Annotated in this window: 24 protein-coding genes and 6 pseudogenes; 16 read left to right on the top strand and 14 right to left on the bottom strand. The window is 68.4% G+C overall.

What is annotated here, in order from left to right:
• Window position 1: 1 nt before the first annotated feature.
• Complete coding sequence (locus FPZ41_RS13850) at window positions 2–799, bottom strand: ABC transporter ATP-binding protein (protein WP_152862464.1); 798 nt, start codon at window positions 797–799, stop codon at window positions 2–4.
• Window positions 796–1,338, bottom strand: a complete 543-nt coding sequence (locus FPZ41_RS13855; RefSeq protein ID WP_322620201.1) for a PadR family transcriptional regulator — start codon at window positions 1,336–1,338, stop codon at window positions 796–798. The genes FPZ41_RS13850 and FPZ41_RS13855 overlap by 4 nt, the downstream gene beginning before the upstream one ends.
• 1,166 nt (window positions 1,339–2,504) lie before the next feature.
• On the opposite strand from FPZ41_RS13855, the gene FPZ41_RS48245 reads away from it, so the two are divergent.
• Both FPZ41_RS48245 and FPZ41_RS47060 read left to right on the top strand, forming a co-directional pair.
• Window positions 2,505–2,948 (top strand): hypothetical protein, encoded by a 444-nt coding sequence (locus FPZ41_RS48245; RefSeq protein WP_228022716.1) that lies wholly within the window; start codon window positions 2,505–2,507, stop codon window positions 2,946–2,948.
• Between the two features lie 91 nt (window positions 2,949–3,039).
• Window positions 3,040–3,261 carry a DUF721 domain-containing protein gene (locus tag FPZ41_RS47060; RefSeq protein ID WP_194236081.1) on the top strand — a complete coding sequence of 74 codons (222 nt, stop codon included), beginning with the start codon at window positions 3,040–3,042 and terminating at the stop codon, window positions 3,259–3,261.
• A 405-nt stretch (window positions 3,262–3,666) separates the two neighbouring features.
• On the opposite strand, the gene FPZ41_RS49865 is transcribed toward FPZ41_RS47060, so the two are convergent.
• Both FPZ41_RS49865 and FPZ41_RS49870 read right to left on the bottom strand, forming a co-directional pair.
• Window positions 3,667–4,050: an MmyB family transcriptional regulator gene (locus FPZ41_RS49865; protein WP_407698778.1), complete on the bottom strand. Its 384-nt coding sequence runs from the start codon at window positions 4,048–4,050 to the stop codon at window positions 3,667–3,669.
• 112 nt (window positions 4,051–4,162) lie between these two features.
• Window positions 4,163–4,594, bottom strand: a pseudogene (locus tag FPZ41_RS49870) (helix-turn-helix domain-containing protein); the annotation flags it as partial.
• 111 nt (window positions 4,595–4,705) lie between these two features.
• Between FPZ41_RS49870 and FPZ41_RS13885 the strand changes: the two are divergent.
• From FPZ41_RS13885 to FPZ41_RS13895, 3 genes and pseudogenes are all read left to right on the top strand, one after another.
• Window positions 4,706–5,413 carry an SDR family oxidoreductase gene (locus FPZ41_RS13885; protein ID WP_152862470.1) on the top strand — a complete coding sequence of 236 codons (708 nt, stop codon included), beginning with the start codon at window positions 4,706–4,708 and terminating at the stop codon, window positions 5,411–5,413.
• Between the two features lie 20 nt (window positions 5,414–5,433).
• Window positions 5,434–6,075 (top strand): DsbA family oxidoreductase, encoded by a 642-nt coding sequence (locus tag FPZ41_RS13890; RefSeq protein ID WP_152862472.1) that lies wholly within the window; start codon window positions 5,434–5,436, stop codon window positions 6,073–6,075.
• Window positions 6,071–6,335, top strand: a pseudogene (locus FPZ41_RS13895) (ATP-binding protein); the annotation flags it as partial. The gene FPZ41_RS13890 and the pseudogene FPZ41_RS13895, both read left to right, overlap by 5 nt.
• 57 nt (window positions 6,336–6,392) lie before the next feature.
• On the opposite strand, the gene FPZ41_RS13900 reads toward FPZ41_RS13895, so the two are convergent.
• From FPZ41_RS13900 to FPZ41_RS49475, 3 genes are all read right to left on the bottom strand, one after another.
• Entirely contained in the window at window positions 6,393–6,638 is a 246-nt protein-coding gene (locus FPZ41_RS13900; protein ID WP_152862474.1) for a hypothetical protein, read from the bottom strand.
• A gap of 204 nt (window positions 6,639–6,842) precedes the next feature.
• Window positions 6,843–7,226, bottom strand: a complete 384-nt coding sequence (locus FPZ41_RS13905; protein WP_228022490.1) for a VOC family protein — start codon at window positions 7,224–7,226, stop codon at window positions 6,843–6,845.
• Between the two features lie 592 nt (window positions 7,227–7,818).
• Window positions 7,819–7,941: a hypothetical protein gene (locus FPZ41_RS49475; RefSeq protein ID WP_265584221.1), complete on the bottom strand. Its 123-nt coding sequence runs from the start codon at window positions 7,939–7,941 to the stop codon at window positions 7,819–7,821.
• A 116-nt stretch (window positions 7,942–8,057) separates the two neighbouring features.
• Here FPZ41_RS49475 and FPZ41_RS49875 point away from each other — a divergent pair, with 116 nt between their 5' ends.
• A complete protein-coding gene (locus FPZ41_RS49875; RefSeq protein WP_194236082.1) occupies window positions 8,058–8,351 on the top strand; it encodes a DciA family protein in 294 nt (97 codons plus the stop codon).
• 186 nt (window positions 8,352–8,537) lie between these two features.
• Here FPZ41_RS49875 and FPZ41_RS13915 read toward each other — a convergent pair whose 3' ends face one another.
• On the bottom strand, window positions 8,538–8,885 hold the full coding sequence (locus FPZ41_RS13915) for an SUKH-4 family immunity protein (RefSeq protein WP_228022717.1): 348 nt from the start codon (window positions 8,883–8,885) through the stop codon (window positions 8,538–8,540).
• 569 nt (window positions 8,886–9,454) lie between these two features.
• Window positions 9,455–9,994 carry a hypothetical protein gene (locus FPZ41_RS13920; RefSeq protein WP_152862480.1) on the bottom strand — a complete coding sequence of 180 codons (540 nt, stop codon included), beginning with the start codon at window positions 9,992–9,994 and terminating at the stop codon, window positions 9,455–9,457.
• An 810-nt stretch (window positions 9,995–10,804) separates the two neighbouring features.
• On the opposite strand from FPZ41_RS13920, the gene FPZ41_RS13925 reads away from it, so the two are divergent.
• The gene (locus tag FPZ41_RS13925) at window positions 10,805–11,638 is read left to right on the top strand and encodes a PIG-L family deacetylase (RefSeq protein ID WP_152862502.1); all 834 of its coding nucleotides are present in this window, start codon (window positions 10,805–10,807) and stop codon (window positions 11,636–11,638) included.
• A 100-nt stretch (window positions 11,639–11,738) separates the two neighbouring features.
• Here the strand turns inward: FPZ41_RS13925 and FPZ41_RS13930 are convergent.
• A pseudogene (locus FPZ41_RS13930) lies at window positions 11,739–12,331 on the bottom strand (class I SAM-dependent methyltransferase); the annotation flags it as partial.
• A gap of 861 nt (window positions 12,332–13,192) precedes the next feature.
• Here FPZ41_RS13930 and FPZ41_RS13935 point away from each other — a divergent pair.
• Both FPZ41_RS13935 and FPZ41_RS13940 read left to right on the top strand, forming a co-directional pair.
• Window positions 13,193–13,741, top strand: coding sequence for an SMI1/KNR4 family protein (locus FPZ41_RS13935; RefSeq protein WP_152862482.1), 549 nt, complete (start codon window positions 13,193–13,195; stop codon window positions 13,739–13,741).
• Window positions 13,742–13,981: 240 nt separating this feature from the next.
• Window positions 13,982–14,809 (top strand): class I SAM-dependent methyltransferase, encoded by an 828-nt coding sequence (locus FPZ41_RS13940; protein WP_322620202.1) that lies wholly within the window; start codon window positions 13,982–13,984, stop codon window positions 14,807–14,809.
• 362 nt (window positions 14,810–15,171) lie between these two features.
• Here FPZ41_RS13940 and FPZ41_RS13950 read toward each other — a convergent pair whose 3' ends face one another.
• The 3 genes from FPZ41_RS13950 to FPZ41_RS13960 all read right to left on the bottom strand — a co-directional run bounded on the left by FPZ41_RS13950 (window position 15,172) and on the right by FPZ41_RS13960 (window position 17,287).
• Window positions 15,172–15,600 (bottom strand): cupin domain-containing protein, encoded by a 429-nt coding sequence (locus tag FPZ41_RS13950; RefSeq protein ID WP_152862486.1) that lies wholly within the window; start codon window positions 15,598–15,600, stop codon window positions 15,172–15,174.
• A gap of 95 nt (window positions 15,601–15,695) precedes the next feature.
• On the bottom strand, window positions 15,696–16,778 hold the full coding sequence (locus tag FPZ41_RS13955) for an IS630 family transposase (RefSeq protein ID WP_152862488.1): 1,083 nt from the start codon (window positions 16,776–16,778) through the stop codon (window positions 15,696–15,698).
• 65 nt (window positions 16,779–16,843) lie between these two features.
• Complete coding sequence (locus tag FPZ41_RS13960) at window positions 16,844–17,287, bottom strand: PaaI family thioesterase (protein ID WP_322620203.1); 444 nt, start codon at window positions 17,285–17,287, stop codon at window positions 16,844–16,846.
• A gap of 65 nt (window positions 17,288–17,352) precedes the next feature.
• Between FPZ41_RS13960 and FPZ41_RS13965 the strand changes: the two genes are divergently transcribed.
• From FPZ41_RS13965 to FPZ41_RS13995, 7 genes and pseudogenes are all read left to right on the top strand, one after another.
• Window positions 17,353–17,802, top strand: coding sequence for a MarR family winged helix-turn-helix transcriptional regulator (locus tag FPZ41_RS13965; protein ID WP_152862490.1), 450 nt, complete (start codon window positions 17,353–17,355; stop codon window positions 17,800–17,802).
• Between the two features lie 606 nt (window positions 17,803–18,408).
• A pseudogene (locus tag FPZ41_RS50235) lies at window positions 18,409–18,528 on the top strand (hypothetical protein); the annotation flags it as partial.
• Between the two features lie 12 nt (window positions 18,529–18,540).
• On the top strand, window positions 18,541–18,666 hold the full coding sequence (locus FPZ41_RS49485; protein WP_265584222.1) for a hypothetical protein: 126 nt from the start codon (window positions 18,541–18,543) through the stop codon (window positions 18,664–18,666).
• Between the two features lie 229 nt (window positions 18,667–18,895).
• Window positions 18,896–19,009 (top strand): annotated as a pseudogene (locus FPZ41_RS48250) (M23 family metallopeptidase); the annotation flags it as partial.
• 138 nt (window positions 19,010–19,147) lie between these two features.
• Window positions 19,148–19,601: pseudogene (locus FPZ41_RS13985) on the top strand (N-acetylmuramoyl-L-alanine amidase); the annotation flags it as partial.
• Between the two features lie 320 nt (window positions 19,602–19,921).
• The gene (locus tag FPZ41_RS13990) at window positions 19,922–20,305 is read left to right on the top strand and encodes a CU044_2847 family protein (RefSeq protein WP_228022718.1); all 384 of its coding nucleotides are present in this window, start codon (window positions 19,922–19,924) and stop codon (window positions 20,303–20,305) included.
• Complete coding sequence (locus FPZ41_RS13995; protein ID WP_152862494.1) at window positions 20,302–24,564, top strand: nSTAND1 domain-containing NTPase; 4,263 nt, start codon at window positions 20,302–20,304, stop codon at window positions 24,562–24,564. The genes FPZ41_RS13990 and FPZ41_RS13995 overlap by 4 nt, the downstream gene beginning before the upstream one ends.
• Before the next feature lie 605 nt (window positions 24,565–25,169).
• Here the strand turns inward: FPZ41_RS13995 and FPZ41_RS14010 are convergent.
• Window positions 25,170–26,366: an RNA-guided endonuclease InsQ/TnpB family protein gene (locus FPZ41_RS14010; protein WP_152862496.1), complete on the bottom strand. Its 1,197-nt coding sequence runs from the start codon at window positions 26,364–26,366 to the stop codon at window positions 25,170–25,172.
• Window positions 26,367–26,565 lie beyond the last annotated feature (199 nt).

Consider the following 26,565-nt stretch of genomic DNA (forward strand, 5'->3'; position numbering starts at 1 on the left):
GTCACCCCTCCCACCCGAGGAGCGCGCCGAGCTGCGAGCCACCCGCAGCCAGGGGTGTGTCCTCGGTCGGCGCCCCGTCGCGGAGGGAGACGACCCGGTCCGCGGTGGCGGCGACGCGTTCGTCATGGGTGACGAGTACGAGGGTCTGTCCGGTGGCCCGCAGGTCGGCGAAGAGGCGGAGGACGTCGTGGGTCGCGGCGGTGTCGAGGTTCCCGGTGGGCTCGTCGGCGAGGACTACGAGCGGCTCGTTGACCAGGGCGCGGGCGATGGCGACCCGCTGCCGCTGCCCGCCGGACAGCTCGGACGGCAGGTGCCGGTCCCGGTCCGCGAGCCCGACACGATCGAGAAGGGCGGCGGCGTGATGCCGGGCGGTGCGCGGCGAGTCACCGGCGAGCAGCGCGGGCAGCTCGACGTTCTCGGCCGCGGTCAGCTCGTCCATCAGGTGGAAGTCCTGGTGCACGAAGCCGACGGCGCGGCGCCGCAGCCGGGCGAGCGCGCGTTCGCCGAGCAGGTCGATGCGCTGCCCGCCGAGCCACACCTCACCCTCGTCGGGCCGGTCGAGGCCGCCCAGAAGATGCAACAGCGTCGACTTGCCGCAGCCGCTGGGGCCGGTCACGGCCAGCGTCTGCCCGGAGGGTATGTCGAGGTCGACCCCGTCGACGGCCAGAACCGTGCTCTCGCCCTCCCCGTAGACCCGCGACAGGCCCACGGCGCGCAGCACCGGACCTGCGGCGGTTTGGTCCCTGGTGTCTCCGCGCCGGGACAGCCCTCTGCCCCACCGGCTGCCTCGTGTCGTCATCCGTTTTCTCCGCCTTCCCCGTACGGGGCGCGGGCGGACCAGGTCCGCTCGCACGCCTCCAACCAGCGCAGGTCGGCCTGCAATCGGAGCGCTACGCCCTCCAGGAGCAGTCCGGCCTCCGAGTCCGTGTCGTGAATGAGGACGGCGTGCTGAGCCTCGGCGAGGCTGCGCCTCAGCTCGCGGCGCCGGGCCTCGACGAGCGCGAGCGGCTCTGCCATGCCCGACTCGGCGGCGGCCACCAGCTTCAGATGGAACTCCGCCACCTCCGCCAGAGGCCCGGCGGGCTCGGCCAGCCACCCGGCTACCCGCTCCCGTCCGGCCTCCGTCAGCGCATACACCTTGCGCCGCGGACCGCGCGCCGACGCGTCCTCGCGTTCCCGCACGACCAGACCCGTCTTCTCGAGCCGGGTGAGCGCTACGTACACCTGCCCGGCGTTGAGCGTCTCGCCGAGTGGCCCGAGCGCGGCAAGCAGCCGCCCGCGCAAGTCGTACCCGTGCGAGGGCCTCTTGACCAGCAGCGCCAGCACCACGTCCTGCACGGACCACCCTCCTCTGCAATACCTCAATGGATAGCGGTTAACTAAAAGTGGAGTCAAACTGCCCCCATGGGCCGCACTCACGCCTTCAGGGCCCCTTCGCTTTCTGAAGATCCCTCCCGAAGCGTCGCCCGCCCTCTCGGAGCCTTCAAAGAACCCTTCAAAAACCTGGGTCGTTCAAGAACCCCGGATCGTCGTTTCGGGCTGGAGAGCCAGCGCTCCTTGGAGGTTGTTTCCCAGCAGTTACGCCGGTCACCGGGGCGTGGCAGAGCGTCGGCCCCGGCATGGGGATCGCTGCACGAGTCCGGGCGGAGACGCCACGGACCTGCCGGACCGGGCACTTCGGACGATCGAAGACGGCTTCTTCAAGAGGAGGCAAGCGTCCCGCCGCCGGCGCCACGTTGCGGGGGTGGTGGGCGGCCATCGCCCCCGAGCTTGCCGGGCACGTTACGGCGGTCGGCTACGACGCCGACTCCGGCCGGCTCGCCGTGTGCCCGGAGCCGTCGGCCGAGGCGGCGAAGACCCGGCTGGAGCAGGCCGGCGTCATCGAGGCCGCCAACCGGTCGGTGGGCTGTACGGCCGTGCGCGCCCCGGGTTCCGGCCTGGGCTATAGTGGATCTTGAGCTGGTTGCCGCAACTCCGGTTGGCTGGCGCTGCGTTGGTGGTCCAAGGAAAGACGTCCCGCTTCCTGCGGGGAAATGCAGGTGCAAGGCCTGCCCGGCGCTCGGTCACGGGGCCCGTCCACGCTCTTTGTGGACGGGCCTCAAGCCTGCCCGGGGACCGCACGCACCACCTGGTCCAAGACGCCGTCGACCTCCCTGCGGTGCTCACGGGCGTCGACACCCTGGGCGGTAGACGCACGATAGCGTCCCCCCGCGCTAAACGCAGAGGTCACGTAGTCTGCTCCCCGCACCCGCGGGATGGTCCCAACGACTTCGTCGTCCGGCAAATCGTTCGTGAGGTGGGCCGCCAGTTGCGCGAGGGCACCGACGCCGAACGCCTTCACCACCGGCTCACCGCCCGGTTCGCCAAGGTGATGATCTCGGAGATCCGCGATCCGGGCCGGTGGCTGCTGGGTGTGGCTTTGCCTCGCTGGGGCTGCGGCTTCCACGACTGCGAGGCCGGTGTTCTGTGGTCGACCGACCGGGACTGCGAGGTCTGTGCCGAGGTTGTCCAGGACAAGGCCCGCCGCCCGACAGCGTGCCCGGCGTATCGAGCAGGGCCTGTGCCCCCAGCACGGCACCCGCCCCGGCCCGGCCGGGCGCTGCGCCGACTGCGATCTCGATGACGCAATCCGCACCCCCACCCCGGTCCCGGCGCAGCGCCGGCCGGAAGGCCCGCCGCGCAGTTCCTGCGGCGACTGCGGCGCACGGATCGTCCTGAACGGCCGCGCCATCGAGGACGGCCTGTGCAAGCTCTGCCGCGAGGAAGCCGTCGCGCTGACCGCCCCGTTCGCACCCGCGGCCGCGCCCCACAACGCAGGCCCCGTTACGGCTGAGCAGCAGACGTGCTCCGGCCGGGACGGAGCCGTGCCGTGCGGCCGTAAGCCCCTGCCGACCCGCAGTGTCTGCGGCATCCACCGCGTCCAGGAGCTGGCCGGGGAGGTGGCCTAATGGATGGCACAGACACCCCAGCCCAGCGGCGTTGACCTGGCCCGCGTCGCACTCCGGGCCGCCAAGGAAGCGGCACGGAAGAACGGCGACGGTGGAGTACGACGACAAAGGCGAAGCCCAGCACGACCCGGGTGGTCCAACGCGAAGGACGCGAGCCGATGGGGCTTGTGCCGCGATCGGCGCGCTGGTCACAGAGCGGGCCTGGGAGGCCCCGACCGCGGCGGGCGGCATCATCGACCAGTGGGCCGACATCGCCCCCGAGTTGGTCGGCAAAGTACGGCCGGTGCACTACGAGTCGGCCCCGGAGTCCTAGGCCCTGTCGTCAAACTCCCTCCCCCACTGCCTTAAAGGCGTGGGAGGCGCCCCCAGCCTCGCGGCGCCATGCACGCTCCCCCACTGCCTCAAGGGCGTGGGAGGTACCCCTACTCGCCGCACCGGGCGAAAGCCCAAGTACATCCAGTGCGAGGGCTTCCGCCCGGCACGCCGAGAGCATGCACCTGACGCCGAGAGACCCGCCCTTCGGGCGGACGACGGGAGTTTGACGACAGGGCCTGGCTCAGACACCAGCCGCAAAGTAGCGAGGTAGTCACGCACTCACCGCCATGGCGGTCTGCTCGTCGTGTTCGCGCAGCATTCGCATGACGGTGGCGGGCGAGGGGTGCTGGCCCCTTTTCGCGCCGGAGGCGGTGAGGAGTCGTTTGGCGATTCCACCGCCGGATCACCCAATTCCGGTGGAGGGACCACTACCGGGCTCCGTCATCGCCTGGGTGCCGACAACCGCGAGCAGGCTCAGCTTGTCCGCGGCGTCGGTGCCCGGGGCGGCGGTGTGGATGACTACGTGGAGGTCGCTGCCGGGCGCGTTGAGGACGTCGCAGTCGAGGACGAGCGGGCCGACGTCGGGGTGGTGGACGGTCTTGGTGTCCATGGTGTGGGTGCCCACCGCTTGGGAGTCCCAGAGCCGGGCAAAGTGGTCGCTGGCGCGGCGGAGGTCGGCGATGAGGGTGCGCAGGGGCCGGTCGGCGGGGTAATGGGCGGTCGAGGAGCGTAGGTCGGCGACGGTGGCGGTTTCGAAGCGGGCTTGTTGTTCGCGGGTGTGGGTCACGCGGTCGCGGCGTCCGGTGAAGTGGCGCCACGGGACGTTGCGCTCGCGCTCCGTGTGCCGTGTGCCCGGAAGGGTCGCCGTGCAGCGCGACGTGCATCTGGTTCCAGGCGGTCAGGGTCCACGCCGCGTCGTACACCCCGACCGGGGTGGCCCGCATCTGGTCGAGCATGCGCTGGACGCCGGGGGTGAGGTGGGACGAGATGCGGTCGGTGGTGGACGCGGGTCGGCCTGCGAGAAGGAACAGGTGGCGGCGTTCCGGTTCCGACAGCCGCAGGGCCCGGGCGAGGGCGGTGAGGATCTGGGGGGACGGGGAGCTCGCGCGGCCTTGCTCGAGACGAATGACGTAGTCGATGGACATCCCGGCGAGCTGGGCCAGTTCCTGGCGCCGCAGCCCCGGCGCGCGGCGCACGCGTCCGGCCGGCAGGCCGACCGTCGCCGGGTCCAGCCGGTCGCGCCAGCGGCGCAGCGCGCCGGCGAGGTCGACGGCCGCGTCGTCGCCGCCGGGGCGTCCGTTGTTCCCGTCTTCGTTCCCCGTATCACGCATGGGTTCAGTATCCGGCCAGGGCGGCGGGCATCACGCGCCCAGCCTGGTACCGCTTTTACCAGGAAGAGCTTTGCACTCCCTGTGCCTGCGCGCGGCTCCGACACTGACGGCATGCGAACCACACTCATCACCGGTGCCACCAGAGGGCTCGGCCTGGAGACCGCCCGGCGGCTGGCCGAGGCTGGGCACACCGTCTATCTCGGGGCGCGGGACGCCCGGCGTGGCGAGGAGGCCGCGCGGCGGATCGGGGCCCGCCCGCTGCGGCTTGACGTGACCAGTGAGGATTCAGTACGGGCCGCCGCGAAGCTCGTCCAGGAGGAGGCGGGCCGCCTCGACGTGCTGGTCAACAACGCCGGAATCAGCGGCCCCGCCACCTCCGCCGCGGAGGCCACCGCCGATGGCCTGCTGACGGTCTACGACACCAATGTCTTCGGCGCCGTACGGGTCACCCACGCCTTCTTGCCGCTGCTCGAGGCGGGCGAGGCGCCCGTCGTCGTGAACGTCAGCAGCGGGCTGGGGTCACTGGCCGTCGCGGCCGACCCGCCCGCCCACGCCTCGTCCGTACCCGTGTGGCTCCCGGCGCTGTCGTACGGCTCCTCCAAGGCCGCGCTGAACATGGTCACCGTGCAGTACGCCTACGCCCTCCCGCACATCAGGATCAACGCCGTCGACCCCGGCCTGACCGCGACCGACTTCAACGGCCACGCCGGAAACCGGACGGTCGCCGAGGGCGCCGAAATCATCGTGTTCATGGCCACCGCCGGACCCGACGGCCCCACCGGCGGCTACTTCTCGGCCGCCGGCCCGCTCCCCTGGTGACCACCCCGAAAGGACCACCAATGCCCAGCCAAGTACGCCGTGCTGAGATCGCCCTGGACCTTGCGTGCGTCCGTTGCTACCTCGGCTTCACCCGCCTCACCCGGGCCGCCCGCCACCACCGCGCCGACGGCGGCGGCGAGGTCGACATAGTCATTCGTCCCTTCCAGGCCGAGCCCGAGGCGCCGTCCGCCGGTGAGCCGCTGTTCGAGGTGTGGAGGCGGACCCGGGGCGAGGCGTTCGTGCGGCAGGTCGCGTCGGACACCTCGTTCGGGGTGGCGGACGGCCTGGAGTTCCGCTTCCAACTTGCCTTGTTCACCAACACCTTCGAGGCTCACCGGCTGGTCGCCCGCGCGGCTCGGCAGGGGCTCGGCGAGCGGATGGCGGAGCGGCTGTTCCGGGCGTACTTCACCGACGGGCTGCTGATCTCCGACCGCACCACCTTGGCCCGGCTGTCCGCCGAGGCCGGTGTGGTGGAAGCCGCCGACACCTACGGCACCGCCGACGCAGCCGAGTTGCGCGCAGAACTCGGCCGTGTCCGCGCGGTTGGCGTCCATGTCGACTCTGTGCCGGATGTCCGCTTCGATGACGGGACGGTCCTCAAAGGCGCGCAGCCGGAGGATGCCTACCGCGCAGCGCTGACCGCGCTCACGCCAGCCGGATGAGCTGGGCTATATGGAGCTGGACCGCAGGGGCGCTGAGCTGCTGTTTCCAGGTTCTGACCGAGCGCGAGGAGAAGAACAGCGTCGCCATCGCCTCGAACGAGAGTTTCAGCGGCTGGACCAAGACCTTCACCGACCCCCGGCTCTGCGCGGCCATCGTCGACCGGCTCACCTTCGGCGGCAACCTCATCCAGACCGGCACTGAATCCTGCCGCCTGGCCCTTACCCAGGCCCGGGCCGCCGCACACGACGCATCCGGCTGACATCGCACCACCAAGCCCTTCCTCGGCGGGAGTCGCATTTGTCTGCTCAGGAGGCTGTCAAGGTGAGGGCGCCTGTTCTTGCCCGTCGTGACCAGTGCGGCGAATGTGCACCGTGCGGGCGTCCAGGTCCACCCGGAAAGGCGGATCTTCTTCGGGCCTGACGTTCTTGCGCACGCGTTCTTGTTCCATGGCGCGCTTGACGGCCTGGGCCCCAGGGTCACACTCCTGGATCAGGTCGACACCGATGGACGACAGACCCTTGGTCTTGCGCCAGAAGATCCAGCCCCCTCCTCGGGGCCGCATTCGCCGCAGCCGACGAACAGGACTCCCAGGACGAGGCCCAGGTCATCGCGCCGCGGCGGTCGGCCCCCGCCCGGATCACCGGACCCGGCAGCGGCACCGCCCCCGAACTGATGGCACGCCTCACTGGGCTGGCACGCAACGGGAGGACGGACACGTGAGCCACATGGCCCCTTGTGGGCTTATCCCGGCGATTCCTCAGGCTGGTTAACGGCCGGGGGCGTACGTGCCGAAGGTCCACACATTGCCCTCGGCGTCACGGGCCATGTAGTCCCGCGAGCCGTAGTCCTGGTCGGTCGGCTCCCGGAGGATTTCCACCCCGGCCTGTCGGGCCCGCTCGACATGCGCGTCGGGGTCTTCAACGGTCACGTACACGCCGGCCGGTCCGTCCCCCATCGCTGCATCGAAGACGCCGCCACGGCCCTTCGAGCCGAGCATCACCACACCGTCCCCGTAGGTGAGTTCGGCGTGCAGCACCATTCCGTCCTCACCCTCGTACACCGCACCTTTGGCGAAGCCGAAGGCTTCTGTGAGCTGCGTGATGGCCGTTTGCGCGTCCCGGTACAGCAGCGTCGGGCAGACCCGTGCCATGACGATCACCATTCCTCTCCGTAGAGGCTGTGGAGGCTCCGTTCCAAGCTCCATGCCCGGAGAACGCCGACCGGGGCAGCAATGACGCGGTGCTGGCCAACGGTTCCCGCGTTCAGCCTATCCAGCCAAGCCGGTTCTCGGCCCGACGAACACACACCCACGGACTGCCTGCTTGGGCTTCAGCCACAGTGCGCTGTGCATCGAAGTGCACACATGCCTGGCATGCTTCTTCCCGCATCAAGTTTCCTCGGGTCTCACCTGCACCGACGCCCGGTCGGCACGGGACCAAGATCATCGCTTAGCGCTAATGGCTGTTCCGTTGTTCCCCGAGGCCGTTGTTCGCCACCAGGTCCCAGTTGCCGTCCACCAGCGTCCAGTTCGCCAACAGCCCCTCTGGCGACCACTTTTGCCGCATGCCCGCCCCTTTGGCCTCGATCACTGGCCAACTACGGCGCCACGGGGAGGGAAACGGGGATCGTCTGGCTACCCGCGACCTACATTGCGGCTGGTGTCTGGGCTAGGACTCCGGGGCCTACACGGGCCGATCGGCGAGCAGGGCGTCGTGCACCTGGCGGGAGGTGCCTGTCTTGCGTCACGGCACGCGCACCATCAGCTCGGACAGGGCGTAGGCGCGGCTGCCGGTCTCGCGGATCAGGTCCCCGTCGACCAGGGGCAGTCGACGGGGCACTCGCACGGCCTGAAACCGCGAACCCACGCGCGTCAGTTTGCGGTGAAGGTGAATACCTGGTCGGAGGTGCCGGTGCAGGCGGTCTGCGCGGCCTCGGCGCCGTCTTCAACCGGGGGGAGGAGGAATCCGATGCACAGGCCGCTGTGGAGCGGCCGGAGCCGGAAGCCGCCGCCGGAGGCCTCCAGTCGGAGTTTCTGGCTGTTGCTGTCCGCGCAGTCCCGCGGGGCGAGCAGGGCGCCGGAGGAGGTGGAGGCGTCGCCGACGGCGAGGCACCCGGTGCCCGGCTCACCGTGTGCCCGGTGTCGGCGGCCTGGGCGACGAAGCTGCGCCTGGAGCAGGCCTACGTCATCAAGGCCGCGAACGCCTCGGCAGGCCGGACGGTCGTGCTGCGGACTTCGTATCCTCGCGCCCAGGTCGGTGTCCGTGCCTGGTCTTGACGCCGTCGCCGTCCCCGCGGCCGCGCCCAAGGGACCAGTGAAGACGCGAGAGACGGCCTCGCCGGGCGACAAGAAGGCGCTCGCCGCGCACCCGGCCGGTCGCACCCGCGCGGCACGTCGACCCGACCATCACACAGGCAGTCAAGCGGCAGACACGCGCCCGGCGTGAGCTCAGCCGGTGCGCCTTCACGCACTCATGCCATAGCCCATTTCCTCAGCTCCGATGTGCCAGAAGGAGTTCTCGTCGGCAACGGCCTCGGCATCAAGCGCCCCAAATCTTTCCAGCAACGCTTCAGTGAGCGCGTCGGCGGCCTGCTCGGCCAGGTCCACGGCCTCGGCGCCGCCCAGACCGTCGCCGGGCCCCTCGTAAGCAGCGGCCTCAGCAGCGGCCTCCTCATAAGCGCGGTTGAAGGCAACGAACGCCTCAACGCTGGAGTTCACCAGGTGGGGAACGCCGTCCTCCGGCAGGCACCACAGCGAGCCGTCCTCACGCCGTACGCCGAGTGCGCTCAGCCCGGGGTCGTCCGCGACCAAGGCATACCGAGCACCATCGACCGTGCGTTCCGTAGAAGGTGAGTCCTGCCATACCCCGGGATATGGGCAGCGAGCACATCCGGCCAAGAGTGAGGCGAGTTCAGCGTCGTTCATGCCGAGAATCCAGCCCGCGCCGCCGGCGCTTCACCAAGCCGGTGAACCCAAGCGGTCACAGCCGTCCTCGCGTACCTTCCGGCGTGAGCGGCCGCGCTGAGGACGACGGTCCATGCGCGCGGATTCAGTGGCTTGAACCAGCCATAGGGCTCCGGCGCGAAGGGCGAGTTCGGGTAGCAGAGCATCAACAGTGGCTGGACCTGGCTGATGCGGTCACGCTGCTGTGCGACCAGATGGGCGAGGCGCGAGCCCGGATCTCCGGCCCGAGGTGCTGCTTTGCCGGCCGTCTTCGGTGAGATCCCTGGTGGGGCGTCATCCTGAGGCGTTGAGCTGGTCGTGAATCTGCTCGTGTAGGGAGCGTCCCGGTGTGGTCTCGGCGAACGGCCGTGCCTCTTCGTAGAGTTCGCCGAGCAGGTCGGCGACGCGCCGGGACCGGGCGGTGCCAGCATCTGCAGTCAGTGAGTGGTTTCCTCGGCCGCGCCGTCGACTTCGCCTGCGGCCAGGTGGGCGCGGGCCGACCCGAGATGGTCGAAGGCGCGGCTGCACTGGCGATGCTCGGGGCGGTCGTTAAGGGCCGCTACTACGAGGTCGGTCGAGCGTCGTACGTGCCGGGTGCGGGCGGCGACCTCGAGGTGTTTGGCGGCGATCTGGTGTGCCATGCCGAGGGTGGCGTGAAGCTCGGGAAGGTCGAAGAAGGCCGTGTGTGGCTCTTCGTTGGGCCCGCCGACGCGCTCGAAGGCGTCGAGGGCTCGTCCGGCGGCGGCTTCGCTGTCGGCGACGTGCCCGAGGATCGCCTGGAAGCGGGCATCGAGGGCGCAGAGCATGGAAGTGGCTGTGGGGGACAGTTGGCGGCGTGCTCCGTACTGGGCGAGCGCCAGCAGGTCGAGGGCGTCTTCGACGTGGTCGAGGTGGGACATCTGGCGGGCCATGCACTGCAGGATGTGGGCGCCGATCCGTTTGTCGCCGCCTTCGGCGGCCGCGTGGAGGGCGGCCACGAAGGTCTGCTGTGCTGCAGCGTGACGGCCTGCGTCGAAGCACATCCAGCCTCGAGGCTTGAGGGGATGGCGAGCAGGCGGTTGGAACCCGGGCCATGACCGCACCGCCAGGTGTGGCGGGGACTCCGCAGGGCATCGGTCATGACCGATTCTTCGGGCAGGCGACTCGTGACCGATCCGGCTGTCTTCGGGACCGCCTTCCTCCCACCTCCTGCGGCTTGCTCGCCCCGGATCGGTCACGGCTGCCTGCCCGCCCGTTGGCCACCGCCACCGCGCCAAGGACGCTGTCGGCGTACGGCTTCCGACGACGTGCGCTCGGGCGGCTCGCCCAGGGTGGGGAAGAGGCTTGCCCGGAGTCACTCGGCCCGGTCATGAGGCTTGAGCTTGATCCGCTTTGGCGGACATCCGAGATCAGGGGTTCAGCCCCGGGAGGATGTCCATCATGGAGAGCATGGGGAAGAAGAAGACTCGTCCTCGCCGCTCGTTCACGCCCGGGTTCAAGGCCGAGATCGTCGAGCTGTGCCGACGCGGTGACCGCTCGGTCGGTCAGATCGCCAAGGACTCCCCCCATGAAGGTAGGACACGCCTCTACCTCGTTCGCGTTGAACGCCGACGCCTGGACCGCCAAGTGGCCGCGCCGGGAACAGCCGGTCCGGCCGGCACGGTTGCATCGACCGAGGGACCGGCGCCGCACGGGCGGGGAACACGGAGACCACAAGGTCGTCCGCCCCACCAGGATCCGGGCCCCAAGATCGCGGTATGCCCGCCGCGCGCTCGGACCAAAATGTATTTCTGCAGGAGGACTGTTTCATGACTGGTCGGCCCTTGACGCTGATGGCAGTGCACGCTCACCCCGACGACGAGGCCACCGGAACCGGAGGGGTCCTCGCGCGGTACGCGGCGGAAGGCATCCGGACGGTTCTCGTGACGTGTACCGACGGCGGTTGCGGTGACGGACCGGGGGGTGTAAAGCCGGGCGATCCCGGGCACGATCCGGCGGCGGTCGCCTTGATGCGCCGTCAAGAACTTGAGGCGAGCTGTCACGTCCTGAAGGTCAGCGATCTGGAGATGCTGGACTATGCCGACTCCGGGATGGCGGGCTGGCCGGGCAACGACGCCCCCGGATCCTTCTGGCAGACCCCCGTGCACGAAGGCGCGGCCCGACTTGCGGAAATCATGCGGCACTACCGACCTGATGTGGTCGTCACCTACGACGAGAACGGCTTCTACGGTCACCCCGACCACATCCAGGCCCATCGCATCACGATGGCGGCGCTGGAGATGACCGCGCTGGCACCGAAGGTGTACTGGACCACGATGCCCCGCTCGATGATGCAGCGGTTCGGCGAGGTCATGCGCGAGTTTCATGAGGACATGCCGGAGCCGGATTCTGCTGAGGCGGCCGCGATGGCCGAGATCGGCCTGCCCGACGATGAGATCACGACGTGGGTGGACACCACCGCGTTCAGCGGTCAGAAGTTCGACGCGTTGGCCGCGCACGCCAGTCAGGGGGAGAACATCTTCTTCCTCAAGATGGGCAAGGAGAGGTTCGGCGAGTTGATGGGCATGGAGACCTTCGTACGTGTCCAGGACGCCACCGGCGCGGCCATACCCGAGAACGATCTCTTCGCCGGACTGCGCTGATCCGCCAGTCCGACCGGCCGGGAAAGCACATCGATGCCGGAGCGGAACTCGCGTGGACAAGCCTCCGGGTCGCGGATGGTCCGCAATGCGGTGGAATCACCTACGTGCCGGTGTGCGCCATGAGTAGCGGCTGGAAGAAGCCGGTCTTCTGCGGCACCGCCATTCGGGGTCCACAAACCTGGCGTTGGCCACGAGTCCGGCCAGCCGGTCTTGGCCGAGCGCCCAGTAGGCGGTCCGGCGGACCTTGACGCGCCATTCTCCGTCTGTCGGCAGGAGTTGGCAGTGCTCCAAGTCGTAGTGCTCGCCATCCTCGTGCCAGTGCCAGTGCCAGTGCCAGTGCCAGTGCCAGTGCCAGTGCCAGTGCCAGTGCCAGAGCTGGAAGGTGACGGTCCGTTCTCCTCCGTCCGTGGGCCGGTGGACCTGCGGAGGCGTCGACGCGGGGCGGTTGCGCAGCAGGTCGTCGTAGGGGCGCGAGCTGACCAGTAGTTGGCCGCCGGGACGCAGTACGCGGCGCATCTCCGTCAGGGCGACGTGGACATCCTGCTCCGTCAGAAGATGGGGCAGGGAGTTGTCGGCGCAGACGACGGCGTCGAACCGGGCGTCGGGAAACGGGAGGCGTCGCATATCGGCGGCGGCGGTCCGCAAGGTCACCTTCCGGCGGGCGGCCTCACGGGCGGCAGGGGAGGCGGCGCGGCTCCTCCACCACCGCATCCTCCTCCAATGATCATCACGCAGTGCAACCACCGTTTACGCGACAGAGCCAATTACGTGAGAGAGTTAATCGCTTGACAGACTCGGTTGCGGAGGTCAGCTGGCACGGCCCGTGGCTGAGACGGATGAGCATCGGGCTGGCAAACGGGGATGCGATGCTATTCGGCTGTGGTTCCGGCGCCGGGCTGTGTAGAGGGAATCAGCCGAACCGCCCGTCCGTGTACGTCGAGGATCCGGCCCATGTGCTTTGCCGTGTGCAGCACCACGCTGCGATCGCGGACTTCCAAGGGCAGCGATTGGGTGTCCAGAAGAGATTCGAACGCGTGGACGTCGGTGACCGCTCGCAGCCATACGTCGATGATGAGGTTGCAGGGCCCGGCTACCACGAGGCACGACCGGGCACCCGGCAGCTTCGCGATCTTGGTAGCCGTTTTCCTGGAGGCTCCCGGCGGGGACCCGGACGAAGAACGTAGCCGAAACGGGCCGATCGGACAGCGGCTCCCCCGGCGGCAGACCCCTGGGCCCGCCTGGCCACCTGCTGGATCCTGGCCGCCCTGATGCTCCGCTGGACGGTGGGACGGGCACGGAAGCGGGTGCGCCCGTAACCCGGACAGGCGCACCCCCGATCCGCTACAGAGAGCTACTTGTCGGGTAGCGGCAGCTATACGAGAACAGGGCCTACTGAGACCAGGCCGAAATTATTCGTACCAGGGTCTGGCGGTGCTGATCACAGTGCCAAGGCGGGCGAGCCTCTGACGGTGTCGTCGAAACTTCCCCGCCCAAGCGTTCGAGCCCGCGCCACCCGTCAGCGGCAGTGTCACACCGCACTGACAGCATGCTGCTATGACAACTGCATCGCCCGATCACCGGCCTGACGAGGCCACCCTGGAGCTCCTGCGTTCGGCGTTCGAGCCTGAGTGGCGCGAGCCGCCACTGGGATACGAAGCAGTCGAGGCATGGGAAGCCGAGCACGGGGTCGCTCTCCCAGAGCCGTACCGCACTGTGGTCGCTGAGATCTGCAGCGGATACGGCCTCGGCCCTCCGGAAGATGGCGGTCTGCAGCGACTCGGCTGCCTCCCTGAGGGCTGGCCGGATCTCGGACCTCGCCAGCCGGGTGCCCTGTTTCCGCTGGTTGAGGGTTGGCCGTGGGAAGACGACGACAGCGTCGATCCCGATGAAGATGAGCGCATCGACGCCGTCCACACCCAGGGGTCGATCGTGCTCGGCTCCGAGGACGGCCAGTCCTTCTGGCTGCTGGTGACAACCGGCCCCAGGCGCGGTGAGGTCTGGATGGTCGCTGACGTGGGCGCCGGCCCAGTCCCGGGAGACGAAGCGTGGGGATTCCTGGAATGGGTGCAGCGCTGGCACGTCGGCAACGGTTGGTGGGACTGACGGCACCCGCAGGTCGCCGCTGGCGGATGGCGCGGGCGCGAACGCGTGGGCGGGGAAGTTGATGCTGCTGCTGGGGAATTACGTGACCGTCGACACACTTTGAACCCGACCTGAGAGGATCCGCCTCACCCTCGGAGGCACTATGCCGTCAGGGTGTGCTGTTCAGCTAGATCCAGCGAGTCAGCGGCTGCTGGTAAACCAGTAGCGTCTTTGTGGACGAGCCTCATAGCTTCTGCGCTCGTGACCGATGATCCGAAGGTGCCCCCGAATCGACACGACCTCGGCCGAGTGTTCAACGAGGTCCCGGAGCTCTACGACCGGGTCCGGCCGGGATACCCCGACGAACTGTTCGCGGACCTCGGCGCGATCACCGGCATGGACGAAAGGTCGTCGGTGCTGGAGGTGGGCTGCGGTACCGGACAGGCGACGCGCTCGCTGGCAGCGCTCGGATGCTCAGTGACCGCCGTCGAGCCGGGCGCAGACATGGCTGCGCTCGCTCGCCAGCGGATCGCCTCCTTCGGCAATTTCGAAGTTGAGACGTCGACGTTTGAGGAGTGGGACGACCGCGGTCGACGCTTCGATGTTCTTGTGGCCGCTTCTTCGTGGCACTGGGTCGACCCGTCGATCGGCTGGAGGCGAGCGCACGACGTGCTCCGTCCCGGAGGGTGGGCGGCGTTGCTCGGCAACGTCGTTGTCCGCCGGCCGGGAGAGCCGGAGGTGTATGCCGAGACTGCCGATCTCCACGAGCAGTTCTGTCCCGGGAACCCCGACTGGGGCCACCCGCCGCTGGAGGACGACGTGCGCACCACCGACGAGGGCTGGGGCCTGGTCGACGATCCCGGAGGGCTGTTCGGCCCGACGATCGTGCGCTGGTATCCAACGCTTCAGTGGTTCAACGGGGGCGGTTTCGCCGATCACCTTCGCTCGTTGTCGCTGTATCGGAGGCTCGACCGGGATGTCCGTGAGCCGCTGCTCGACGCCATCGCCGAGCGCATCCGCACGCGGATGGGCGATCGAGCATCACGTCGTTATCTGAGCGTGCTGCGTGTTGGACAGCGCGCCGCGTGAGGCCAGGGACTGATCACGGCCGGACAACGCGGGGATTCCCTGCAGTTCGAGCAGGTCCTGGAGGCAATCCGGGTACCCCGGCTCGGCCGGGGACGGCCGTGCAAACGCCGGGACCGGCTCCGGGCCGACAAAGCGTACGACTCCCGCAAGAACCGTGCCTGCCTGCCTCGACGCGGGATCAAGGCAACGATCCCCGTCCCGGCGGGCCGGGTCCGCAACCGCGAGAATCCCGGCTCTCGCGGCGGTCGGCCGCCGAAGTTCGACGAGACCGACTACCGCGAGCCCCCCGCGGTCGAATGCGGGGTCAATTGCCTCAAGCGCCACCGCGTGGTGGCCACCCGCTATGACAAGTTGGCCGTCCGCTACGAGGCAGCCGTGCTGGTCGCGGTCCTGAACGAATGGCTATGACCAGCAGCGGGATCGTCCTCATCGATCACCTTGTAGCCGGGGACAGAGGGCCAGCGGACCGTGAGTACCACGGACTCTTCTTCCGCGAACCAGGAGTGATCGACGCTCCGGCCCCACACGACGTAGTCGCCCTGCTCGGCCAGGAGAACACTGCGCCCGGGCAGCTCCACCCGGAAGCGCCCGCTGATGAGGACCAGCAGGGCGGTGCGCTCCTCGCCGGTCACCCACTGAGCCCGCTCATCGCCCTGCGGGTGGATGCCCCATTTGATCTCCACGGCCTCGCTGTGTCGAGGATCGGAGGCGTCCTTGAAATGCCCCAGCAGCCACCCCCGGTCCAGTGCCGCATCTCTGCCGGCATTGCCCACATACACGCTGTCGGTCATGGTTCCGGAAGGTAGCAGCGGACTGCATCAGCACTCGCAGGAGCAACTACAGCTACTTTCGCAACAGGACCTAGTGTCCCGTGATCCTGTTTGCATCATTTCGAGTTGTTGTTGACGAGTTTCTTCACGTTGGTCTGGACGAGCCGGACCTTGGCGAGAACCTCGTCGGCGGTCGCGGTCCAGGTGAAGGGCTTTGCCTCCTGGTTCCAGGAGCTGATGTAGTCGCGGATCTGCTTGACCAGGACGTTGACGCTGGAGAACGTCCCGCGACGGATCGACTGCCGGGTGAGGATGCCGAACCAGATTTCGATCTGGTTCAACCAGGAGGAGCCGACAGGGGTGAAGTGGAAGTGGATATGCGGATTCTTCGACAGCCACGCCTTCACCTCCGGCGTGGTGTGCGTGGACAGGTTGTCCAGGACGACGTGGACCTCCTTGCCCGCGTGTGGCTTCACCGCCTTCTTCAAGAAAGCCAGGAAGGTCGCGCCGTTCCGGTTCGGCTTGCACTCGCCAATGACTTCCCCGGTGCCGACGTCGAGGGCGGCGAACAGGTTCGTCGTGCCATGCCGCACATAGTCGTGGGTGCGCTTCTCGGTGGCCGCGAATGCCACGGGCAGCACCGGCTGGGTCCGGTCCAGGGCCTGCACCTGGGTCTTCTCGTCGATCGACAGCACCACCGCGCCGCCCGGCGGGTCCAGATAGAGACCGATCACGTCGGCGACCTTCTGCGCGAACGCCGGGTCCTTCGAAATCTTGAAGGTGCCCGACCGGTGCGGCTTGAGATTCTCCTCCCGCCAGATCCGCGCGATGTAGTGCCAGGACACGGTGATGCCCTCAGTCCGCTTCAGGTACTTCGCCAACTCGCGTGTGGACCAGTGCGAAAGACCAGTGCCGTCCGGCGGCGTCATACGCGTCAGCGCAATCACTCGGGCCCGTACCCGTACCGGCACTTGTTCCCGGGCCCCGCCGGGCCGGTCACTCTCCAGCCCGGCCAGGCCATGCTCGGCATAACGACGCTTCCAGCGGTCCACCGTCGGCAGCGACACTCCCAGCAGCTCAGCGATGTCCTTGCGTCGACGCCCCTCAGCAGACCAGAGCACGATCCGGCCCCGCGTGGCTATATCCGCAGGCACGTCCCGACTGCACACCAACTCCCGCAGCTCCGCGGCCTGTTCCATAGAGAGCTCCACGCCAATAGAACGAGACGCGCAAGATCAAGTAATGCTGACAAGATCACGAGACACTAGTCGGCAGACTGCGGCAGGACGGTTTCAGCGACGGCGATGGTGCCCTGGGCGATCGCGCAGAGGGTCTGGTTGCCATCGGAGTCCAGCATGAACAGGTCGCAACGGCAGACGACCCGAGTGCGGCCGGGGCGCACGACCTGGGCGTGGGCCCGGAGCGCCTCGCCCCGGGCGGGACGCAGATAGTCGATGGTGTAGCCGGCGGTGAGCAGCCCGGGTCCGGCGACCGTACCGGCAGCGAAGGTGAGCGCATTGTCGGCGGCGTAGCTGAGGACACCGCCGTGGACGAAGCCGTTCTGCTGGCGCAATTCGTCGCGGACGTCCAGTTCCAGGACGGCGGTGCCGTCTCCGAAAGCCGTCAGCCGGGCGCCCAGGTAGATGCTGAAAGGCTGGGAGGCCAGCACCTTCCGGGCGAGTGTCAGATTCGGGGTGTATGCGTCCACCTCAACCTCACTTCACTAGTGAACTGAGCATCGCGTCGTGCGGCTCACCCTGTCAAGATCGGACCATGCCGCCCGAGCCTGATCAGCGCCTGTTCTTCCTTCTGCAGCGAGCCGCACATGCCCTGCGTCTGGCCGCGGACCGCCGCTGCCTGGCCGCCGCCGGGGTCACCACCGCCCAGCTCGGTGCCCTGTTCGCGGTGCAAGACCAGCCGGGTCTGACCCAGCAGAAACTCGCCCGCACCCTCGGGCTGCGCCAGTCCGCGGTGACGGCGCTGGTCGGCCGGCTCACCGATGCCGGGCTCGTGGCCAAGAGTGCCCACCCCCAGGAACACCGTGCAGTCGTACTGGAGCTGACGGACGCGGGCTCCGCGGCGCTGCGCGACGCCGGTCCAGAGATCAACCGGTTCAACGCAGAAATTCGCAATCTCCTCGGCGACGACGGCTTCGCTCAAGCCGCGGCCGCGCTGCACAAGCTCGCGCACTGGCACTCCGAGTCGGGACATCGGAGTGGCTGAGAAACAGGCGCTGACCGGCATCTACGATCCCAACGGTATGGGCGCGATGTTCTTCGCCCTCTTGGCCGCCGTCACCCAGATCAAGCACACCCACATCCGCGAGGCTGAGCTGGCAGGGCACGTCGTCGCGGTCGGCTGCGACGCCGGCCCCGGCGGCTCACGGTGTGTCCGGAGTCGGCGGGCTGTACGGCCGTGCGCGCCCCGGGTTCCGGCCTGGGCTATAGTGGATCTTGAGCTGGTTGCCGCAACTCCGGTCGGCTGGCGCTGCGTTGGTGGTCCAAGGAAAGACGTCCCGCTTCCTGCGGGGAAATGCAGGTGCAAGGCCTGCCCGGCGCTCGGTCACGGGGCCCGTCCACGCTCTTTGTGGACGGGCCTCAAGCCTGCCCGGTGACCGCACGCACCACCTGGTCCAAGACCGCAGTTCGACCCTCCCTGCCTACCTGCGCCGTTCCCGAGGCGAATGCGCTCAGCGAACCCATGCCGGGGCCGACGTTCTGCCACGCCCCGGGGGACCGACGTAATGCGTGAACGCACAGGTCGGAGCTGATTGTCAGTGGTGCCCTCTACAGTTCCTCAGCGACGCTTTCGCAGCGTTGAGTTGAGAGGGTGGGTGGGTGCAGCTGGAGATTCTGCGGGCCTTCAAGTTTCACGCAGGCCCTCACTCCAGCCCAGGTAAAGGCCTTCACGCGACACACTGGGGCGGCCCGTTGGGCGTTCAACCATGCGCTGGGTATGCAGGTGGCCGCGCATTGGCACTGGCGGCGCGAGGTCCTGGTGCTCGTGGACCAGGGTGTGCCGGAGGCGGAGGCCCGCAAGAAGATACGGGTGCCGGTGGCCGGAGCGGCTGCGCCCGTGGTGGCATGAGGTGAACACATAGGCGTTCCAGTCCGCGTTCATCGACGCGGACCGGGCCTGGAAGGACACGTACGCATACGGCGTCCGCAACTCGGACTACTCCGTCGGCCGCCACACCGGGGACGACTACGTGGCACCCACCGGCACCCCTGTGGTGGCGGTACGGGCGGGCACCATCGCCTGGTCGAACGGCGACGGGGGCGCGTAGGGGATCGGGCTCTGCCTGCGCGCGGACTACATCTACTGCCACCTGTCCCAGCGCGCCGTCTCCAAGGGCGACAAGGTGAAGGCGGGCGAGCGGCTCGGCAAGGTCGGGGCGGCCGGCAACGTGACCGGTCCATACCCGCACTTCGAGGACCGTCCCCGCGGTGGCGGCGCGCGCCGCGCCCGGCCGGCGGGTATGGCAACGACCGCCAGCCCTCCGGATGAGCACAGGCCACCCACGGCACTCACCGCACGCACCCACTCACCTACCCATCAGGAGGTTTCCATGGCGACACCCCTGTCCGCAGCAAAGCTCCTCGCCGCTCTGCGCGCCGAAGGCGTACGGGTCGTGGAGGTCGGCGACTGGCGCATGCACAACCGCAACCACAAGGGCCCCTGGGGACCCGTCAACGGGGTGACTCCACCACACCGTGACCTCGGGCACCCAGAAGTCCGTGGCCATCTGCCGGGACGGCTCCAGCTCACTGCCGGGCCCGCTCTGCCACGGCGTCATCGCCAAGGACGGCAACGTCTGCTTCTACGGCTTCGAATGCGTCAACCGCGGCGACGGCGACGACCCGTGGCCCGCGGCACAACTCGAAGCGATCGAACGCGTCAGCGCCGCGATCTGCCGTGCCCACGGCTGGACCGCCCGCAGTGTCATCGGCCGCCTCGAATGGTCCCAGGACAAGATCGACCCGAAGGGCTTCTCCATGCCCGGGATGCGTGACCGCGTCGCGAACGCCTGAAGAAGACGCCGAAGTCCGCGCTCGTCACCGGGTGAGTGAGCCCTGCGGTCCGTGGGGGTGCCTCCGTACGGATACACCCCATCACGGGCGTCGTCTGGGGCCAACGCCCGAGAAAGACCGCATTCGTGAACGTCACCAGCGGCTCCGAGCATGACGAGGCCACCGTCGGCCCGGGCCTTCTCGCCAAGGAGTGAGAGATCTTGGCCGAAATAGCTATTGCTGCCCTGTGAACAGCGACGATGGAGTGGTTGATGAGGTTGCGCCTTACGCGAAACAAGGGGCGGAGCGAACGGACGTGACGGGGGAGTGCGATGGCCTATGTGATGGAGTTGCCGCTCGACGAGGGCGGTGACGGGGCGGCTCGGGTCGTCAAGGTCGAGGTCCAGGAGCAGCCGGGCGATGGACTGGTCAAGGTGGCGCGGCCTGGGCAGGTCGTGGCCAGGGCGACCCGGTCCATGGGAGAGATGCTGTCCGAGCTCCGGCCCGTGGCCCGGCAATTGGTGGACACCTTCAGTGAGCCGGTGCGGGGTCCGCAGGAGATCACCGTGGAGTTCGGTCTGTCGCTGTCGGCCGGCGCCGACATCGTGATCAGCAGCAGCACGGCGCAGGCACACTTCACCGTGACCCTCAAATGGGACCGGAGTGAGAACCAGGCGGAGGAAGCGGGGCGCCGGGCTGCCGAACCGGAGGGATGAGGGTGCCGGACAGTGCCACACCGACAGTCCGGGGCGGCCCGACTGCGCTCGACTCGGCCGTCCTGCGTATCACGGACCAGCAGGGAAACTGCTGGGGTGTCGGCTTCCTGGTAGGGGAACAGACTGCTTTGACCTGTGCCCACGTGGTGAGTGCCGCTCTCGGAACGCCCGAGGAGCAACCGCCCACGGCCGCGGCGCGGGTGTTCGTGGATCTGCCGCTGCTGTCCGCAGCCGAGCCCGGCCGGGCTCCGGTACCGGCGCGGATCGTGCACTTCGCGGCGGGCGACGACGTCGCGGTGCTGCGTCTGGAAACCGTGATCCCGCAGGGACGCCCGGTGAGAATGGTCGACGCACTGGACGTGTGGGGACACCCGGCTCGGGTCTTCGGCTTCCCTCAGGGGCGCCCGGCCGGCGTGTGGCATGCCGGAGTACTCCGTTCCCGCCAGGCCGACGGCTGGATCCAGACCGACCTGGCGTCCGAGGGCTACCGGGTCTCCGGGGGATTCAGCGGCAGTCCCGTGTGGGACGAGGACCTGTCCGCCGTCGTCGGCATGGTGGTCGTGGCCGAGTCCGGGGAACCGGCAGCGAGCTACCTCATCCCCTCTGACACACTGCTGCGCAACTGGGAGCCGCTGCGGGCCCTGACACTGCCACCCTCCCCGTTCCGTGGCCTGTCCCCATTTCGGGAGGCGGACGCGGCATCCTTCCACGGGAGGGACGAAGAGAGCGAGGAGCTGACCGCCAAGGTCGCCGCCGATCGCCAGGTATGCCTGGTCGGCCCGTCCGGATCGGGCAAGTCCTCACTCGCCCTGGCCGGCGTGGTGCCGCGCCTGCGCGCCCAAGGACTCTCCGTGGGCATCTTCCGCCCCGCCTCCGGCAGTCGGCCACTGTCGGCGCTGGCAAGCGCGCTGCTGCCCCTGCTGGAGCCTGACCTGTCCGTTGTCGAACGGCTGGACCGGCTTCCGGCCCTGGTGCGCATCCTTGCCCAGCAAGGGATTGCGGACACCGTCACCGCGATACGGGAACGTCAGGGAACGCGTGGCCTGCTGCTCGTCGTCGATCAGTTCGAGGAACTGCTTGTCTCCGCCCCCGACCTGGTGGACGAACTGGCCGACGCGCTCTACACTTCGGCCCTCCCACCGGACCTGTACGTCCTCACCACCCTCCGCGCCGACTTCCTGGAGAAGGCGCTGGCCGATGCCCAGGTCGGTGCCGCCTTCCGTAACCGGCTCTACGCCCTTGCCGCCCCCAGCCCGCAACAGCTTCGCCGGATCGTCACCGCACCAGTGGCCGCCGTACCGGGAGTCGGCTACGAGGCCGGTCTCGTTGATCGCGTACTCGCCGACGCGGGAGAGGAACCGGGCACGCTGCCCCTGCTCGGCTTCACCCTGGACCGACTTTGGCGGAACCAGGACGGCGGAGTCCTCACCCACGAGTCCTACGAGATACTGGGCGGCGTCGCGGGCGCGCTGGGGCAGCACGCAGAACGTCTGTGGAGCGCGCACGTCCCGGAGTCCGAACTACCCGCCGCGCGTCGCCTGTTCACGGCGCTGGTGCGCGTGCCCCTCGGCGCCAGCGCGATCACACGGCGGACGGCCCTGCGCAGTGAACTGGACGCCAAGAGCTGGAACATCGCGCAGACCTTGGCCGATGCGCGCCTGCTCGTCACCGGGCGCAGCGCCGAGGGTGTGGAGACGGTAGAGGTGGCCCACGAGGCCCTCATTGACGCATGGCGGCGCCTTGCCGACTGGACCGAGGAAGACCGGTCCTTTCTCGTCTGGCGTGAAACGCTGCGCCACGACAGGGAACGCTGGGAGCACGGCGGCAGGGCGTCCGACCTGCTGCCGTCGCAGTCGGCTCTGGAAGCGGCCGAACGCTGGATGACCGACCATGGCCGGTTCCTGACCGATGCCGAGCAGGACTACCTTCGCCGCGGGCAGGCCCACCGGCGGGCACGACGGCGGAAACGACGGGTCCTGACCACCACGATTGCCTCCCTGACCGCGCTGGCAGTCCTTCTCGGCTCGCTGTTCGCCTACTACCGCTACGTCAGCAACCTGCGCACGGCGGAGTCCACTTCACGTGCGCTGGCGCAGAGCTCGACCGACCTCGCCATCTCGGATCCGGTGGTCTCCGTCATGGTGGCGCTGGCGGCCTACCGGACGTCCCCGACCGAACAGGCCCGCGACGCCCTCCTGCGCGCCCGGCTCTCGTACGACCCCGATCAGCGCATGCTGTCCGGATCTGACGGCTCCGTCCGCGGCGTCGCCGCGAGCGAGGACGGTGAAGTGGTCCTCGTGCACTCGGACATCGGCAAACCCACCCTGTACGTGCACGCGGCCACGGGAACGGTGAGTCGGCAACGACTCGACCTGCCCTACCAGGCCGGTCCGAGCTTCGTCACCCCGGACGGGCGCCGGGCCGGATTCTTCACGGAGGAGCGGAAGCTGGTCTGGTTCGACGTGCGACGCGACGGCAGTCCCGGAAAGCTGGTCGGCCCGGCGCACCAGCTGCCACCCCGGCTCCGCTCGCCGGCAGAACTCAGCAACCTCAGTGACGATGCCGCCATCTCAGGGGACGGGCGCATCGTCGCGCAGACCGGGGCCGGCTCTGCGGTTGTCGCCTGGTGGGATCTCGAAAAGGGGACGTCGGGGACGGTTCCGCTGCCTCCCGGCCTGCCGAGGACGAGCCGCTTCGACGGCGTGAACATGGGGTCGGACAACCGCAAGTTGCTGGCCAAGGTCTGGGACGAGAAGACCGAGAAGGTCATGCTGATCGCCATCGATCGGAGCACTCGGCACTCGCAGGTCATCGTGGAACCGACCGAGAACTTCGCGGTCTCCGGCGGAGGAAGCACTGTCGCCAGCTGCGAGCCGTCGAAGAAGCACGGAGGGCGCGAACTCGTCGTGCGGAGCACCGATCGCCCCGGTGCCGTGGTCCGCTACACGGGACGGGGCCTGTTCGAGAACGACCCCTGCGGGTTGGCAGCCGTCGATGACAGTGGCAGATGGGCGGCGACGTCGGAATACTTCACAGGCGGGTTCCGTCCTGTTCTGCTCGATCTGAAAAATGATCGGCGGCTCTACAGCGGAAAAGCCGGAGACAGCATACAAACGATTCACAAGGTGGTCTCGGTCCACGGTGCACCCATGATCCTGGCCTCCACAGAGAAGAACGTGATATACGTTCCGGCCCTGCCGGAGAGCGCTCCGGCGGAGTCGCTGACTGATCCGGCCCTCTCCCCGGACGGGAAATCCGTCGTGGGCCTGGCGGACAACGGAAAGCGGATCGAACGCCGCGCTTCGGATGAACACGGCGAAGTGCTGGCAGGCACAGAACGCCAGGCGGACGACCACAACAGCTGGGGTGCGAAGGTCACGTTCAGTGCGGACGGGAAGACGGTGTACGACCGGGTCGAGAAGAGCACCGTGGTGCTGCGCCGGGCCTCGGACCTGCGTCCGCTCCGTACGATCACCGCGACGGACCCGCCGGTCACCGACCCTGATGCGGAGGGCTTGGAGTTCAGCTACGCCCGCATCGGAGACAGCCTGGTGACGGTGTCCGGCACGGTGCTGCAGCAGTGGGACTGGGAGACCGGCCGGCAGAGCGCGCGGAAGGACTTGAGCCGCCTGATCACCGGTGTCTCGGCCAAGAGCACCCTTTCGATCACCAGGTATCCGAAGCCCGGTCATCTCGCCGTCGTGGTGTGGGGGGACCCGAAGGTCCGCATCGTCGACACGACGACGTGGCACCAGGTGAAGACGATCAGAACGGGATCGGACACGGCGGCGATCCAGTTCGACCCGGCCGGAGAGTACTTCGTGCTGAACCGCCGGGGAGGGAATATCGAACTCTGGCAGAGCAGCCCGCTCCGTAAGAGGCTCGGCCCGATCTTCACCAGTGACGTCAACCGCCGGCTCTTCGTCCCCCGGTTCCTCCGCGACGGGCGTTTTCTCCTGGCTTCCCACACCTCGGTGAATTTCTATGACGTCGGCAAGGGCAGGTCGGAGGACGCCTATACCTTCGGTGTTCCCGACGACGCCCAGACGGGGTATTCGTACCTCGGTGCCTCGGCCGACGGCAGGACGATCTTGTTCCGTGACGACGAAGCGCTCACCGAGTACCGCACCATCCAGCTCGACGCCGCCCTCTGGAGCCGTCAGCTGTGCCGCGTGACCGGTTACCGAGAATTCACCACTACTGAAAGGGAGAGTCTGGGCATCGCCATTCCGGGGGCACCCCTCTGCCACGACGAATGACGCCGTCCGTTCCAGGGTCGCGTCGTTCGGGTGACGTGTCCTTGGTGGTCACGTGATGTCGAGGGTGGTCAGCGGACGGTTGGCATCGCGGGTGTGATGGCGGAGTCCAGCGGCGATTGTCGTCGGCTACACCGGGTCGGCCGCGCGGCCGCGGGCCCTCGCGGTCCGCCTCCCCGACGGATGTATTGCACTCACACCACCGCCGCTCCCGGACTGGTAGTGGAGGTCTTGGCCGGGACGACCCGGCACGCCGTGGTGACGGTGACCAGGCTGCGCGGTCCCTGAATGTGCGATGTGCATCGTGAAGTCGCAGGCCAAGAGTCTGGCGTGGGAAGCTCACTGGGTGCTCGGGCTGGTCGAGGGCGAGTCCGCCGTCAAGATCATCGGTCAGCGGGCGACTTCCCAGTTGGTCAGTACCAGCAACGCCCGCACCAGCGCGGTCGCCCACCTGGGGTCTGTAGACCTCTCGCAGGGTCTGGTCCGCCCCACCGGGACGGTGCACCCAACACCACCGCTTGGTGGGGGCGTAGGACGATTCCGCTGGTTACGGCTTGTTTCTAGCGTGGTGGTCTTGACTTCCTCCCCCTTGTGAACGAGGGGGATTCCTACGGCTCGCGCCGTTGGGTTTTCTGCTTCATCGCCGACTGCCCGCCCGGAGTTCTCCGTTGAGGTCTTACACCGGCTCCACAGACAGACACCGCCAGCCCGGCGGCCAGAAGGTTTTCCGCTGCGTTGACGTCCCGGTCATGGGCCGTGCCACAGCTGCCGCACGTCCAGGTGCGGACGTTCAGCGGCATCGCCTCGGCGAGGCTGCCGCAGGCGGAGCACAGCTTGGACGAGGGGAAGAAGCGGTCCACCGCGATCACTTCCCGCCCGTACCAGCCGGCCTTGTACTCCAGCATGCTGCGGAACTCGGCCCATGCGGCATCACTGATGGCGCGGGCCAGGCTCCGGTTTTTGACCATGTTGCGTACGGTCAGGTCCTCGATCACGAGCGTTTGGTTTTCGCGCACGAGTCGAGTGGTCAGCTTGTGCAGGTGGTCCTGCCTGCGGTCGGTGATCCGGGCGTGGATCCTCGCGACCCGCTTACGGGCCTTGCGCCGGTTGGCGCCATCGCCCTTGGCCTTGCGGGACAGCCCCCGCTGAGCCTTCGCCAGACGCTCGCGGTCGCGGCGCTCGTGCCGGGGGTTGGCGATCTTCCCCCCGGTGGAGAGGGTCAGCAGGTGGTCCAGGCCGACGTCGATACCGACCGCCGTATCGGCAGCCGCGAGCGGCTTCACCCACGGGTCCTCGCACAGCATCGAGACGAACCAGCGTCCGGCGCTGTCCCGGCTGACGGTCACCGTGGTCGGCACCGCCCCCTCGGGCAGGGGACGCGACCAGACGATATCGAGTGGCTCGGCCATCTTCGCCAGCGTCAGACGGCCGTCGCGGAAGCGGAATGCCGACGAGGTGTACTCCGCGCTCGCACGGGACTTCTTCTTCGCCTTGAAGCGCGGGTACTTGGCATGTTTGGCGAAGAAGTTGGCGAAGGCGGTCTGCAGGTGCCGCAGTGCCTGCTGCAGCGGGACGGAGGAGACCTCGCCCAGGTAGGCCAGTTCCCCGGTCTTCTTCCACGCCGTCAGCATCGCCGAGGTCTGGTTGTAGTTGACCCGCTCCTGCCGCACCCACGCCTCGGTACGGGCCGCGAGCGCCATGTTGTAGACCTTCCGCACACATCCGAACGTGCGCGACAGCTCGGCTGCCTGCGCATCAGTCGGATAGAAGCGGTACTTGAAAGCCCGCTTCACGCGAGTGGCCATGACTCACAAACTACCAAATCAACTTGTGACGATCTGCTGGTAGTTGGTGACAGACACCGATCCGCCCAGAGGGCGAATCGGCTCACCCTCCCCTGCTCCGCAGGAGTCCCTTTCCTCCCCCGCCTCAAGGGGGGGTATCCACGGAGGAACCCAGATGAAACGGGATCCAGGCGAACTCAACCGCCCCTTAACCGTCGCC

It is taken from the genome of Streptomyces acidicola, from assembly GCF_009377235.1.
Classification (GTDB): Bacteria; Actinomycetota; Actinomycetes; order Streptomycetales; family Streptomycetaceae; genus Streptomyces; species Streptomyces acidicola.

Coding starts and splice junctions, on each gene's coding strand:
- FPZ41_RS13850 (WP_152862464.1), bottom strand. CDS start 799: ATGACGACACGAGGCAGCCGGTGGGGCAGAGGGCTGTCCCGGCGCGGA.
- FPZ41_RS13885 (WP_152862470.1), top strand. CDS start 4,706: ATGCGAACCACACTCATCACCGGTGCCACCAGAGGGCTCGGCCTGGAG.
- FPZ41_RS13890 (WP_152862472.1), top strand. CDS start 5,434: ATGCCCAGCCAAGTACGCCGTGCTGAGATCGCCCTGGACCTTGCGTGC.
- FPZ41_RS13900 (WP_152862474.1), bottom strand. CDS start 6,638: ATGCGGCCCCGAGGAGGGGGCTGGATCTTCTGGCGCAAGACCAAGGGT.
- FPZ41_RS13905 (WP_228022490.1), bottom strand. CDS start 7,226: ATGGCACGGGTCTGCCCGACGCTGCTGTACCGGGACGCGCAAACGGCC.
- FPZ41_RS13925 (WP_152862502.1), top strand. CDS start 10,805: ATGACTGGTCGGCCCTTGACGCTGATGGCAGTGCACGCTCACCCCGAC.
- FPZ41_RS13935 (WP_152862482.1), top strand. CDS start 13,193: ATGACAACTGCATCGCCCGATCACCGGCCTGACGAGGCCACCCTGGAG.
- FPZ41_RS13950 (WP_152862486.1), bottom strand. CDS start 15,600: ATGACCGACAGCGTGTATGTGGGCAATGCCGGCAGAGATGCGGCACTG.
- FPZ41_RS13955 (WP_152862488.1), bottom strand. CDS start 16,778: ATGGAACAGGCCGCGGAGCTGCGGGAGTTGGTGTGCAGTCGGGACGTG.
- FPZ41_RS13965 (WP_152862490.1), top strand. CDS start 17,353: ATGCCGCCCGAGCCTGATCAGCGCCTGTTCTTCCTTCTGCAGCGAGCC.
- FPZ41_RS13990 (WP_228022718.1), top strand. CDS start 19,922: ATGGCCTATGTGATGGAGTTGCCGCTCGACGAGGGCGGTGACGGGGCG.
- FPZ41_RS13995 (WP_152862494.1), top strand. CDS start 20,302: ATGAGGGTGCCGGACAGTGCCACACCGACAGTCCGGGGCGGCCCGACT.
- FPZ41_RS14010 (WP_152862496.1), bottom strand. CDS start 26,366: ATGGCCACTCGCGTGAAGCGGGCTTTCAAGTACCGCTTCTATCCGACT.